At 72.2% G+C, this 12,283-nt stretch carries 10 protein-coding genes and 1 pseudogene; 3 read left to right on the top strand and 8 right to left on the bottom strand.

The window, feature by feature from the left end:
* Nucleotides 1–14: 14 nt before the first annotated feature.
* The 4 genes from P696_RS42575 to P696_RS42570 all read right to left on the bottom strand — a co-directional run bounded on the left by P696_RS42575 (nucleotide 15) and on the right by P696_RS42570 (nucleotide 6,153).
* Nucleotides 15–1,844: an ABC transporter ATP-binding protein gene (locus P696_RS42575; protein ID WP_051466576.1), complete on the bottom strand. Its 1,830-nt coding sequence runs from the start codon at nucleotides 1,842–1,844 to the stop codon at nucleotides 15–17.
* Between the two features lie 442 nt (nucleotides 1,845–2,286).
* On the bottom strand, nucleotides 2,287–4,764 hold the full coding sequence (locus P696_RS0101750; RefSeq protein WP_026410981.1) for an FtsX-like permease family protein: 2,478 nt from the start codon (nucleotides 4,762–4,764) through the stop codon (nucleotides 2,287–2,289).
* A complete protein-coding gene (locus P696_RS0101745; protein WP_026410980.1) occupies nucleotides 4,761–5,501 on the bottom strand; it encodes an ABC transporter ATP-binding protein in 741 nt (246 codons plus the stop codon). The genes P696_RS0101750 and P696_RS0101745 overlap by 4 nt, the downstream gene beginning before the upstream one ends.
* Before the next feature lie 55 nt (nucleotides 5,502–5,556).
* Nucleotides 5,557–6,153, bottom strand: a complete 597-nt coding sequence (locus tag P696_RS42570) for a PadR family transcriptional regulator (protein ID WP_051466574.1) — start codon at nucleotides 6,151–6,153, stop codon at nucleotides 5,557–5,559.
* Between the two features lie 147 nt (nucleotides 6,154–6,300).
* Between P696_RS42570 and P696_RS0101735 the strand changes: the two are divergent.
* The 3 genes and pseudogenes from P696_RS0101735 to P696_RS0101725 form a co-directional block, all read left to right on the top strand.
* Nucleotides 6,301–6,936, top strand: a pseudogene (locus P696_RS0101735) (ATP-binding cassette domain-containing protein); the annotation flags it as partial.
* 94 nt (nucleotides 6,937–7,030) lie between these two features.
* Entirely contained in the window at nucleotides 7,031–7,801 is a 771-nt protein-coding gene (locus P696_RS0101730) for an ABC transporter permease (protein ID WP_026410978.1), read from the top strand.
* Nucleotides 7,802–7,877: 76 nt separating this feature from the next.
* Nucleotides 7,878–8,615 carry a phosphotransferase family protein gene (locus P696_RS0101725; protein WP_026410977.1) on the top strand — a complete coding sequence of 246 codons (738 nt, stop codon included), beginning with the start codon at nucleotides 7,878–7,880 and terminating at the stop codon, nucleotides 8,613–8,615.
* Between the two features lie 9 nt (nucleotides 8,616–8,624).
* Here the strand turns inward: P696_RS0101725 and P696_RS42565 are convergent, their stop codons facing one another.
* The 4 genes from P696_RS42565 to P696_RS0101705 all read right to left on the bottom strand — a co-directional run bounded on the left by P696_RS42565 (nucleotide 8,625) and on the right by P696_RS0101705 (nucleotide 12,223).
* The gene (locus P696_RS42565; protein WP_211245577.1) at nucleotides 8,625–10,040 is read right to left on the bottom strand and encodes an MFS transporter; all 1,416 of its coding nucleotides are present in this window, start codon (nucleotides 10,038–10,040) and stop codon (nucleotides 8,625–8,627) included.
* 30 nt (nucleotides 10,041–10,070) lie between these two features.
* Nucleotides 10,071–10,559, bottom strand: a complete 489-nt coding sequence (locus P696_RS0101715; protein ID WP_026410976.1) for an SRPBCC family protein — start codon at nucleotides 10,557–10,559, stop codon at nucleotides 10,071–10,073.
* A gap of 114 nt (nucleotides 10,560–10,673) precedes the next feature.
* Nucleotides 10,674–11,891, bottom strand: a complete 1,218-nt coding sequence (locus tag P696_RS0101710) for an RNA polymerase sigma factor (RefSeq protein ID WP_026410975.1) — start codon at nucleotides 11,889–11,891, stop codon at nucleotides 10,674–10,676.
* Complete coding sequence (locus tag P696_RS0101705; protein WP_026410974.1) at nucleotides 11,888–12,223, bottom strand: YciI family protein; 336 nt, start codon at nucleotides 12,221–12,223, stop codon at nucleotides 11,888–11,890. Before P696_RS0101705 ends, P696_RS0101710 begins: the two co-directional genes overlap by 4 nt.
* Nucleotides 12,224–12,283: the final 60 nt, after the last annotated feature.

Here is a 12,283-nt window from a genome sequence, read left to right as displayed (position 1 = left end):
GCGCGAGCGCCCCCTCAGTACAGGGAAATCGTCCGGTCTTCGGCGTGTCCGGGATCGGACCGGCCGTTCTCGTCGCCGGGCGCGAGGTAGCCGCGCGCCTGGAGGGTGAACAGTTCGGCGTACAGGCCGCCGGTGGCCATCAGCTCGTCGTGGGTGCCCTGCTCGGCGACGCGTCCGGAGCGCAGCACGACGATCCGGTCGGCGGTCCGCACGGTGGAGAACCGGTGCGAGATCAGCAGGACGGTCCGTCCGTCGTACAGCTCGCGGACGCTGTCGAACAGCGCCCGTTCGGCCCGCGCGTCCAGGGAGGCGCTGGGCTCGTCCAGGACGACCAGCGGCGCGGCGCGCAGGAACGCGCGGGCGAGCGCGACCCGCTGCCACTGCCCGAGCGACAGGTCCTGGCCGGTGCCGAACTGCGGCGAGAGGATCGTGGCGTAGCCGTCCGGGAGCGCGCTGAGGAAGGCGTCGGCCCCGGCCGCCTTCGCGGCGGCGCGGATGGCGTCGTCGTCCGGGTCGCGTTCGGCCGCGCCGATCCGGATGTTGTCCTCGGCGGGCAGCGCGTAGCGGATGAAGTCCTGGAACAGGACCGCGACCGTGTCCCGCCAGGTCGCGGGGTCGTAGTCGGCGAGGTCCGCGCCGTCCACGAGGATGCGGCCCTCCCCCGGCGCGTACAGCCCGGCGAGCAGCTTGGCGAGGGTCGTCTTGCCGGAGCCGTTCTCCCCCACCAGCGCGACGACCTCGCCCGCGCCGATGCGCAGCGAGACCTCCTCCAGCGCGGGCCGCTCGGCGCCCTGGTAGGTGAACGAGACGTCCTCGAAGTCGACGGACCCGAACTCGGCGGGGGCCGTCCCGCCCGGGCGCCCGCGCTCCACCTCGGGGCGCAGCGCGAGGAACGACTCCAGGTCCCGGACGAGCGGCGCCGACTCGAAGAACTCGTTACCGGCCCCGATGCCGTCCACGAGCTTCTGGCTGAACACCAGCAGCGCGCCCGCCGTGGTCGCGGTCTCGGCGAGGCTCATCCCGGCCCACCGGTTCAGCGCGATCAGCACCCCCGCGGCGAGCGCCAGCACCAGCCCGCTCCCGACGGACGCCAGCAGCGCCGACACGAACCGCCGCCGCAGGTTCGCGGCCAGCAGCGCGAGCCGGTGTTCCATGATCGACACCCAGCGGCGGGCGAGGTAGCGCTCCAGGTTGAACGCGCGGATCTCCTTGGCGGGCTCGCGCTTGGTGAGCAGCTCGAACAGGTAGGTCCGGCTGCGGTCGTCCTCGGTGGTCTCCTCGACGAAGTCGAAGTGCTGCTCGCCGCCGCGCACCCCGCCGAGCCACACCGGGATCGCCGCGAGCACCACGAACAGCGCGATCCACGGCTGGACGACGATCATCGCGACCGCCACCGCGAGCAGCGTGAACAGCACCTGCCCGACGGTGACCAGGCTCTCCACCATCCGGGACGGGCGGGTGAGCGCGCTGGTCGCGGCCCGGTACAGCCGGTCGTGGAACCGGGAGTCGTCGAAGTCGGCGAGGTCGGCCAGGCACGCCACGGTCATGATCTGGCGGCACACGTGCAGGGAGGTGCGTTCGCTGAGCAGCTGCCGCCGGTTCGCGATGACCGCCTCGGCGACCGCGACCAGGATGTTCGCCCCGACGAACCCGACGACGCCGAGGGCGAGGGTGTTCGCGCCGCCGTCCTTGCGGTCCATCAGCCCGGAGAGGAGCTGCTGGAGCTGGACGACCAGGAAGAACACCCCGACGGCCTGCGTCAGGTCCATCAGCACGACGACGATGAACTCGCGCCGGCTCGCCGCCCACACCAGCCGGACGGCCGCGACGACCAGCCGCGCCATTTCCCGGGGACCGGCCGTTCTCGCCCTTCCCCGCCCGTCCTCGCCCGAGCCTTCTTCCTCTGCGCTTTCCGGCCCGGCGCCTTCCTTTTCCGCGACACCGAATTCCGGATCGTCGATTTCCGCGTCGTCTTTTCGCGCGCCGCGCGAGAAGCCTTTCAAGCGCACCAGGTCCCCACCTCTCCAGGGGCGAGAACGCCTGGTCGCACTCCTGTTCCACCGCCCAGGCGCCACAGCGTCGGCGCCGCCGGAGGGGCCCGCGAACACCGAATTCACGTTGCTTTTCGGCGCTCATGCTGACACGGGGCGGACAAGCCGGACAAGAACTCTCGACGCGGACGCCAGAACGGCTCCAACGAGGCTCCACCGCCCGAGTTCACGGGCGGTGCGGCCTCGTTGGAGCCGCTTCCCTGTCAGCCGGGCCGGTGCGGACCGGCCCCGGCCTTCACTCCAGCGCCTGCCGGGCAACCGCGGACGGTTCGCGTCCCGCGAAGACCCATCCGGCGACGGTCGAAAGGACCGGCACGCCGATCACGATCGCGAGCAGGTAGAGGACCGGCACGTGCCCGAGCTTCCCCAGGTCCCTCATGTAGGCGGCGATCAGCGCCGCGTAGGCCCCGACCCCGCCGAGCACCACGCCCAGCAGCGCGAGCCCTCCGGCGGTCGCGGCGGTCAGCGTCCGCCGGACCCGGCTGCTCGCTCCCGTCGCCGTGAGCGTCCTCAGGTCACGCGCCGCCTCGATGCGGATCAGCCCGACCGTCATCGCGAGCACGCCGAGCGCGAGCAGCAGCCCCGCGAGCGCCGCGCCGACCCGGATCCGCCCGAGCGACGCCTGGTCGCGGCGGGACTCCACGTTCACCCCGGCCGACGCGGCGATGTGCCGGGCCGCCACGAGCTGCGCGTCGGTGAGCGGCTTGCCGGACTCCACGAACCACCCGGCGCGGATCCGCTTCCAGTGCCGCCGCTCCAGCCCGCTGGAGGTGAGCACGGACGTCGGGTCGTCGGTGTAGGCGCTGGTCCTGACCCGCTGGACGTGGCGCAGCGTCTCCGGCTTCGTCACGCTCGGGATCTCGATCGTCCCGTGCCGTCCGGTGACCAGGTCGGTGGACGGACTCACCGACGCCGGGTCGACGCCGAGGTGCGCGAGCAGCCCGGGCGTCTCCACGTACAGCGGGACGGAACGGAGCGCGCCACTGCTGCGGTCGGCGCCGCCCGCGTCGTCCTTGGCGGTCGAGCCGGGCGGGATGCCGAGGTCGGCGACGGGCTGCCCGCCCTGCGCGTCCGCGTACCCGGGCTCCGGCTTGATCGCCGGGTCGACCGGCATGTCCAGGGGGACGACCTTGGCGTTCGGGAGCTGCGCGGCGATCCGGTCGACCTGGGCGTCCAGGTCGCTGATCGCGGTGTCGGTGCGCAGCGGGACGACCGAGTCGCCGATCCGTCCGATCCGGATCATCAGCTGGCGGTCGGACAGGTTCCCGGTGGTGGCCGTGTCCTGCGCGGCCGACGACGCGACGATGACGGCGATCGGGATGCCGAGCGCGAGGCTGATCGCGGCGAGCGCGGCGGCCGACCGGGCCCGGTACCGCGCCAGGTCCCGGACGGCGAGGCGGATCGCGATCGGGGCGCGTCCGCCGAACGCGGCGAGCGCGCGCAGCGCGAGCGGCCCCGCCAGCAGCACGCCGACGACGGTGCCGAGCGTCCCGACGGCGATCAGGAACAGGTTCGTCTGCGCGGACGCGGCGAGGCACGCGACGCCCCCGGCGAGGAACAGCACCGCGAGCGCCGTGGCCCGGTGCGCGGGCTTCGGCCGCGGCGGACGCGCCGACAGCGCCTGGACGATCGGGATCCGCGCGACGCTCCGCGCGGGCCGCCAGGCCGCGGCGGTCGCCATGAGGACGGCGAGCAGCGCGCACTCCAGCGCCAGCGACCACGGCACCCCGGACGGCGAGATCCGGTGCTGCGCGGCGTCCTCCAGCGTCCCCGACACCGGCGCCCACACCACCACGCCGAGGAACAGCCCGACGACGGCCGCGATCACGCCGACCGCCGCGCCGTTCGCGATCATCACCAGGCGCAGCTGCCGCTCGGTCGCGCCGATCGCGGCGAGCATGCCCATCTCCCGCAGTCGCCGCTGCGCGACCACGGCGAACGCGGCGGCGGCGACCAGCGACACCAGCAGCAGCATCACCGTCGTGACCGCGAGGACCGCCCCGGCGGCCTGCCCGTCGTGCCGCAGCGTCTGCGTGGCGAGCGGCACCTTGGACGCCTGCCGGTACTGGTCGAAGGCGTCGTCCGACACCTTGGCGAAGACGGTCACCCCGTCGGCCTTCAGCGTGCCCGGCGCGACCAGGGCGAACTCGTCGCGCAGGTCACGCGGGTTCTCCACGATCCCGACGACCTTGCGCCGCTCCCCGCCCGCCGTGAACACGCCCCCGACCTTCAGGTCGAGTTCCTTGGCGGCGCCGTCGGTCAGCGCCGTCTCGCCCGCGCCTTTCGGCAGCCGCCCCTCCTGGACGCCCACCAGCGGCGCTGTGTAAGCGCCATGCGGGTCCTGCGCTCGGACCTCCAACGACTCGGCCGCCCCGGGGACGGGCACGAACCGCCGTCCGACCTCCTCGACCCTGCCAAGCTTGTTCCGTGCGAGGTCAAGGCCCTGCTTGAGCGCCGCCGGGTCACTCCCGTCCAGGTTGACGAGCTGATGCGCCCGCCCATATCGGGCGTCGTCGCGCGGCGCGAGGTTCACGGCGGTGGCCCCGCCCACGACCGCGCCGAGCACGGCAAGCGCGAGCAGCGAGGCCACGACGCTCTGCTGCCGCCATCCCCGGCGCAGCATCCGCCACGCCCACCGGACGATCGCACGCCGGGCCGCTACTCCCCCGTTGGCCGGTCCCCCGAGCGAGGGCGGCTCCAGCGTGACCGTCACTGCCGTCCTCCGGACGGCTTGCCGCCGCTGAGCAGCGAATCCGCGCCCGGCGGCGGGATGGTCTGGTCGACGACGCGGCCGTCCCGGATGAACACGACCCGGTCCGCCCAGGACGCCAGCTGCGAGTCGTGCGTGACCATCACCCCGGCCACGCCCTCCCGGCACGCGGTGCGCAGCATCCGCATGACCGCCTCGCCGTTCACCGAGTCCAGGGCGCCGGTCGGCTCGTCCGTCAGCAGGATCCGCCGGTCGCCGACCACGGCCCGCGCGATGGCGACCCGCTGCCGCTCACCGCCGGACAGCTGATCGGGATACCGGTCGGCGCGTTCGCTCAGTCCCAACCGGTCCAGCGCCTTCAACGAAATCGAACGGGCGGCGCGCGCGCCGGTGCCATCCAGTTCCAGCGGCAGCGCGACGTTCTCGGCGACGGTCAGGCCGGGCAGCAGGTTGAAGTCCTGGAACACGTAGCCGATCAGCCGGCGGCGCATCTTCGCCCGGTCGTTGCGGGACGCCTTGGCCAGGTCGATCCCGCCCACCAGGACCTTCCCCTCGGACGGCTCCTCCAGGCTGCCCGCGATGGTCAGCAGGGTGCTCTTGCCCGATCCGCTGGGCCCCATGATGGCGACCAGTTCGCCGTACCGGACCGTGAGGTCCACCTCTGTCAGGGCCCGCACCTGGTCGGGCGGGGATCCGTAGACCTTCGACACCCGCTGAAGCTCGATGGCGGGTTCGTTCACCGCGGTACCTCCACGTTGCGAGCCGTATGGTCGCGCGCCGTCGCGCAGCCCGTTCTCACGTCGTTCCCGCCACGTCCCGCGCGGCACCGCCCTGCGGCGTGCCGTGCGTGGTGACGTCGTACCCCGGCGCGCCGCTCCTGCTGAGCAGCGCGTCGGCCTTCTCCAGCCACCGGTAGGCCGCGTCCAGCCGGAACAACTCGGCGTCGACGACGAGCGCCAGCCCGACGTCGTCCTCGTCGGCGCGGCTCTTCAGCGCGGTGTACCGCTGCATGGTCTCCACCACGTGCCGCCGGTGCACCTGGAGCACCTCGTGCACGTCGATGCCCGGCACGGTCGAGGCGACCATCACCTTGATGACCAGCTCGTCCCGGGGCGGCGGCGTCACGCCGGACGGCGCCCGCAGCCAGTCGGCCAGCTCGTCCCGCCCGGCCCCGGTCAGCCGGAACCGCTTCTGCGACGACCGCCCGTCCACCGTCTCCTCGACGTCGGACTCGATCAGCCCGTCCCGCTCCAGCCGCTGGAGGCTCGTGTACACCTGCCCCACGTTGAGCGGCCACAGCTCGCCCGTCCGCTGCTCGAACTCCTCGCGGAGCCGCAGCCCGTACTTCGGCCCCTCACCCAGCAAAGACAGCAGCGCGTGACGGATGCTCATCGACGGCCTCCCCGAAGATACTCAGTACTATACTCGTTATACTCCCCCCGTCCAGAGAGATCCCCAACGCCATCCCGCGGCCTCGGTCCCGGGGATGACATCCCCTGGCCCGATGTGCCGGAGCACCGGGCCCTCCACGCTGGGCGCATGATCGAGATAGACCGCCTGACCAAGCGCCACAGGACGAGGACGGCCGTCGACGACCTGTCCTTCACGGTCGAACCCGGCCGCGTGACGGGCTTCCTCGGCCCCAACGGAGCCGGAAAATCCACCACCATGCGGGCCGTCATCGGCCTGGAGCGTCCGACGTCCGGGCGGGCCCTCGTCCACGGCCTGCCCTATGCGGAACTGAGGCATCCGCTGCGTCAGGTCGGCGCGCTCCTGGACGCCAGAGCCCTGCACGGCGGCCGCACCGCCCGCGCCCACCTGCTCGGACTCGCCCGCGGCAACCGCATCCCGGACCGGCGCGTGGACGAGGTCCTGGACACCGTCGGCCTCACCGGCGCGGCCGACCGGCGCGCCAAGGGCTTCTCCCTGGGCATGGCCCAGCGGCTCGGCCTCGCCACCGCCCTGCTCGGCGACCCGTCCGTCCTGCTCCTGGACGAACCGCTCAACGGTCTCGACCCCGAAGGCATCCGATGGATCCGCGGCCTGATGAGAGGGCTCGCGGCTGAAGGCCGCACCGTCCTCGTCTCCAGCCACCTGATGGACGAGATGGCACTCACCGCCGACCACCTCGTCGTGATCGGCCGCGGCAGGCTGCTGGCCGACACCCCGGCAGAACGGTTCGTCGCCCGCACCGGCTCGCTGGAAGAGGCGTTCCTGCGCCTCACCGCCGACGCGTCCGACCACCGCGCGGGCAAGGAGGCGCGCTGACATGGCGGACCTCCGCGCGGCCGTCGCGTTCGAATGGACCAAGATCCGCACCGTCCGCTCCACCCTGTGGTGCCTCATCCTGTGCCTCCTCGTCAGCGTGCTGATCGCCCTGCTCTTCGGCTGGGTGCTGCGCGGCGCGTACGACGACATGAGCGCGGAGGGCAGGGCGCGGTTCGACCCGGTCGCCTCCGGTTTCAACGGGCTGCGCCTCGGCATGATCTGCCTGGTCGTCTTCGGAGTGCTCACGATCACCGGCGAGTACGGCTCGGGCACCATCCGAAGCTCACTGGCCGCCGTCCCGCGACGCGGCGTCTTCTACACCGCCAAGGTGCTCACCTGCACCGCGATCGCCCTCGCCGTCTCCACGGTGGTCGTGCTCGCGACCTTCTTCACCGCCCAGACCGCCATCGGCGCCGCCCACAACGCCTCGATCACGGACGCGGGAGTCCCCCGCGCCGTCGTCGGGTCCGTCCTCTACATGACCCTGCTCTGCGTCTTCGCCCTGGGCCTGGCCACGGTCCTGCGCAGCCCCGCGCTCACCCTCGGCATCCTCGTGCCGCTGTTCTTCATGGTCTCGGAGATCCTCAACAACATCCCCGGCGTCCGGAACGCGGCCCAGTTCCTCCCCGACGCCGCCGGAGGAATCATCATGCGCCGCGAACCCCAGGCCCACACGATCCTCACCGCCTGGACCGGCATGGCCGTCCTCGCCGCCTGGACCCTGGCCGCCCTGACCGCCGCCCACCTCACCCTGAAACACCGAGACCCCTGACCCTCGCGCCGACGGCCACGGTCCGGGCGCGATAAACGCGTCGATGTCGGTGGCCGTCCCGGTGATAATGACCGGCGTGGATGAGGTCGAGGTCGTCGTCGCCCATCAGCAGTGCGCGACGCTGCGCGTCGGGGACGTGTTCCTGAAGATCGACGCCGATCAGGCGCGTACCGACGTCGAGGTCGAGGCGATGGCCCTGGCGCCGATCCCGACCCCGGAGATCCTGTGGCGGAAGCCGCCGGTGCTCGCGCTCGCCGCCCTCCCGGGGACGGCACTGGGCCGCCTCGGCCGGCCGTCGAGCGCGTCCCCGGCGGCGTGGGCCGCAGCGGGCGCCGCCGCACGCAGGCTGCACGACGCCCCGCTGCCCCCATGGCCCGGCCGGAACCTTGACCGGCTCACCTCGGATCTCGACGCCGAATGCGAGTGGCTCCTCGCGAACGGCGTCCTTCCCGCCGACCTGGTCACGCGCAACCGCCAGGTCGCCGAGACCGCGCTCCGTCCGTGGACGCCGGTGTTCATCCACGGCGACCTGCAACTCGCCCACGTGTTCGTCGACGGTGACGAGGTCACCGGCGTGATCGACTGGACCGAGGCGAGCCAGGGCGACGCGCTGTTCGACCTCGCCATCCTGACACTCGGGCACGAGGAACACCTGGGCGACGTCGTCGCAGGCTACGGCGCCGACGTCGACCTCGACGTGATCCAGGCGTGGTGGTCCCTACGGAGCCTGCTCGCGATCCGCTGGCTCATCGAGCACGGCTTCGACCCGTCCGCCCCAGGCTGCGAGATCGACGTCCTGAAATCCCAGATGTGAGCCCCACCGTCAGGTGCCGCGCCGGAAGCCGATCGCCGCGACGACGGCCCCGAGACCTGCGAGGACACCGATGGCGGCGAAAGCGGTGTGGAAGCCGTCGAGGCCGGTTCCGGCGACGAGGACCGTCGACACGGCGGCGACGCCCGCCGCGCCGCCGATCTCGCGCGATGTCTCGAGCAGGCCCGATGCGAGTCCTGATTCCGCTTCGGTGACGCCGGACAGCGCGCCGATCTGGAGCGAGGGCCCGCAGATCCCGAAGCCCAGTCCGGCGAGCAGGAACGCCGGAAGCAGGTCGGTGAGGTAGTCCGCGTCGGCAGGGACCCGGGTCAGCGACACCATTCCGACCGTCAACAGCGTCAGGCCGGTGACCAGCAGGCGGCGGACGCCCACGGCGGCCGCGAGGCGACCGGCGGCCCACGAGACCCCGAACCCGGTCGTCGTCGTGGCCAGCCACGCCAGGCCCGCCCGCGTTGCCGTGTAGCCGAGTTCCTGCTGCATGAGCAGCGATCCGAGGAAGATGAACGAGAAGAGCGCGCCGAACGCGAGCAGCGCGGTGAGGTTCGCCGCGACGAGCGTGCGGTTCCTCAGCGCCCTGGCCGGCACGAGGGGGGCCGGTGAACGCTTCTCGGACCACACGAACACGGCCATCAGCACACCGGCCGCGATGAACCACGCCGGTGTGCCGACGGAGGTCCATCCGTGGGTGGAGGCATGGTGGAATCCGTAGACGAATGCCAGCAGTCCGCCGGTCACCGTGCCGGCCCCTGCGACGTTGAGCCGCACGGAACGGTCGCGGGGCTCGTCCGCCGCGAGGCAGGTGACGGCGAGTGCGATGAGCGCGAGGCCGACGGGAACGTTGATGAAGAACGCCCACCGCCAGCCGGGGCCGTCGGCGACGAGACCGCCCGCGACGACACCCACCGTTCCGCCTGTCCCGGCGACGGCTCCGAAAATGCCGAGGGCCCGATTGCGTTCTCGCCCTTCACGGAAGGTGACGGCCAGCAGTGACAGGGCCGCCGGTGCGATGAGCGCTCCCCCCAGCCCCTGGAGCCCACGGGCCGCGATCAGCACGCCCCCGTGCTGGGCCACACCCGCGACCAGCGACGCGGCGCTGAACAGGCCGAGGCCGGCGAGCAGGATCCGGCGTCGTCCGAGCAGGTCGGTCATCCGGCCGCCGACGAGGAGGAATCCGCCGAGCAGGAGGCCGTAGGCGACGACGACCCATTGCAGACCGCCTTGGCTGATTCCGAGGTCTCGCTGGATCGAGGGCAGGGCCACGTTCACGATAGCGATGTCGAGGCCCACCATCGCCGTGGCGGCGCACGCCAGTACCAGCACGAGCCCTTGGCGAGGGCCCGGTTTCCTCCGGACCCTGGAGGTCAGCGGACCGGCGGTGGTTTCCACGCGGCTTTGCGTGTCAGACATGGATTCGGCGTCCTTCCGGCTCGCGGCGGTTCACCGGCGGTAGCCCGCGATGGGCCGGCCGGCGCCGGTGGTGAGCAGCTGCGGCAGGCTCTCGGTGATGAAGAAGGTCCAGGCACGCGAGCACGCTTCGAAGCAGGCGGATTCCGCGGCGGTGAGGCCCTCGTGCGTGAAACGCAGCGTCGTGCCCCGCGCGTCGGTGGTGAGGTCGAAGACGACGTCCGTGCCGGTCCACTCGTCACGGTCGGCGATGAAGTCGGCGTCCACGACGTGCCAGACCATCCGTCGGCCGGGCACGAACCCGGTGATCTGGAACCGGGCGAAACGGAGGCCCTTCCCGGCTCGGACGGTCTCACCGGCGTATTCGCTGTCGTCGGTGAAGACGAACTCGTCGTGCAGGGCGGCGGTGTGGCCGATGAGGTTCTCGCTCCACCAGCCGCGGACGTTGGTCACGGCCTCGAAGACCTGCTCCGGCGTCCGGTCGACGGTCACGGTGGCGTTCAGGTACTCGGTGTCCGACATCGTCCTTGCCTCTCTCTCGGGTGGTTTCGCCCCACCGACGAAGGAGGCCGCCCGGGATCGACATCGACCGGGAGGAAACTTCGAGAAATTCGGCCGCGATGGCCTCTGTGCTGGTCAGAGCTCGGAAAGACGACCCGTCAGATAGCGACGCTCGGCGTCGGTCGGCGCCAGTCTCAGCGCCTCCTCGTAGGACGTCGCGGCCTCGGCGAGGCGGCCGTCCCGGCGCAGGAGATCGGCCCGTGTCGCGGGCAGCAGGTAGTAGCCGTCGAGTTCGCCGGACTCGGTGAGATCGTCGACGAGGGCGAGTCCGGCGGGAATGCCGTCGGCCATGGCGATCGCCACGGCACGGTTGAGGTCCACCACGGGGGACGGCGCCAACCGCATGAGCTCCGCATAGAGGACGGCGATCTGCGGCCAGTCGGTGGTCGCGGCGTCGGACGCCGTGGCGTGACAGGCGGCGATCGCGGCCTGCACCTGATAGGGCCCGGCGCGCCGCACGGCCAGCGCCTGGTCCAGCGTCGTCAGGCCTTCGGCGATCAGCGCGCGGTCCCACTGCGACCGGTCCTGGTTCTCCAACGTGACCAGCACGCCGTCGTCGGTGCGCTTCGCGCGGCGGGCCTCGAGCAGCAGCATCAACGCCAACAGGCCGCGCGCCTCGGGCTCGGCCGGCATCAGACGGACCAGCGTCCGGGCGAGGTGGATTCCCTCGGCGGCCAGCGCCCTGCGTCCGTCCGCTTCGTCGTAGCCCTGGTTGAAGATCAGGTACAGCACCGCGAGGACGGCCGTCAGCCGGTGCGGCAGGAGTTCCGCCGGTGGAACCCGGTACGGTATCCCGGCCTCGACGATCTTGCGCTTCGCGCGCACCAGACGCTGCGCCATCGTCGGTTCGGCGGTCAGGAACGCCTTGGCGATCTCACCCGTGCTCAGCCCCGCCAGCGTCCGCAGCGTCAGGGCGACCCGCGCGGGGAACGGCAGCGCGGGATGGCAGCACGTGAAGATCAGCCGCAGCCGCTCGTCCGGAATGTCCTCGGCCGGCGGCTCGGCCGGATCCCGCTCCAGCACGGCGAGCTGCCGCAACTTCGCCACCCCCGTCGCGTCCCGCCGCAGCCGATCGGTCGCCCGGTGCCGCGCCGTCGTCGTCAGCCACGCACCCGGACGAGCCGGAACGCCATTGCGCCCCCACGTCGCCAACGCGGCGGCGAACGCGTCCTGCGCGCAGTCCTCCGCCAGGTCCCAGTTCCCGGTCAGCCCGATCAGCGTGGCGACCACCTGGCCCCACTCGTCCCGGTACGCCGCGTCGACCGCGGCGCGCACCGCCTCCGGGGCGGTCATTCCCAGACGGGACGAACCTCGACACAACCCCGGCTCGCGTAGGGGTGCCGCGCCGCGATCGCGATCGCCTCGTCCAGATCTGCGCACTCGATGATGTCGATCCCGCCGACGAAGTCCTTCGTCTCCGCGAAGGGGCCATCGGACACCAGCGTCTCCCCGTCACGGACACGGACCGTCGTCGCATCCGCCACCGGACGCAACCGAGCGCCACCGAGAACGGCCCCCCGCCGCTCCACCTCCGCCCCGTACGCCCGATACGCCGGGTCCGCCGCGATCTCCTCCATGCTCGGCGACACCGTCTCATCGTCACAGATCAGGAGCACATACTTCATGCGCCCACTATGCCCGACCCACCCAAACCCCCCGACCACCCACCTCCGCCACCCCTCCGC

This window comes from Actinomadura oligospora ATCC 43269 (assembly GCF_000518265.1).
GTDB lineage: Bacteria > Actinomycetota > Actinomycetes > Streptosporangiales > Streptosporangiaceae > Spirillospora > Spirillospora oligospora.
This window is presented reverse-complemented; position numbering and strand designations above follow the sequence as displayed.

Bases quoted from the DNA above. Each gene is read 5' to 3' on its own strand.
- P696_RS42575 (WP_051466576.1), bottom strand. From the start codon at position 1,844: ATGGCGCGGCTGGTCGTCGCGGCCGTCCGGCTGGTGTGGGCGGCGAGC.
- P696_RS42570 (WP_051466574.1), bottom strand. From the start codon at position 6,153: ATGAGCATCCGTCACGCGCTGCTGTCTTTGCTGGGTGAGGGGCCGAAG.
- P696_RS0101730 (WP_026410978.1), top strand. From the start codon at position 7,031: ATGGCGGACCTCCGCGCGGCCGTCGCGTTCGAATGGACCAAGATCCGC.
- P696_RS42565 (WP_211245577.1), bottom strand. From the start codon at position 10,040: ATGTCTGACACGCAAAGCCGCGTGGAAACCACCGCCGGTCCGCTGACC.
- P696_RS0101715 (WP_026410976.1), bottom strand. From the start codon at position 10,559: ATGTCGGACACCGAGTACCTGAACGCCACCGTGACCGTCGACCGGACG.
- P696_RS0101710 (WP_026410975.1), bottom strand. From the start codon at position 11,891: ATGACCGCCCCGGAGGCGGTGCGCGCCGCGGTCGACGCGGCGTACCGG.
- P696_RS0101705 (WP_026410974.1), bottom strand. From the start codon at position 12,223: ATGAAGTATGTGCTCCTGATCTGTGACGATGAGACGGTGTCGCCGAGC.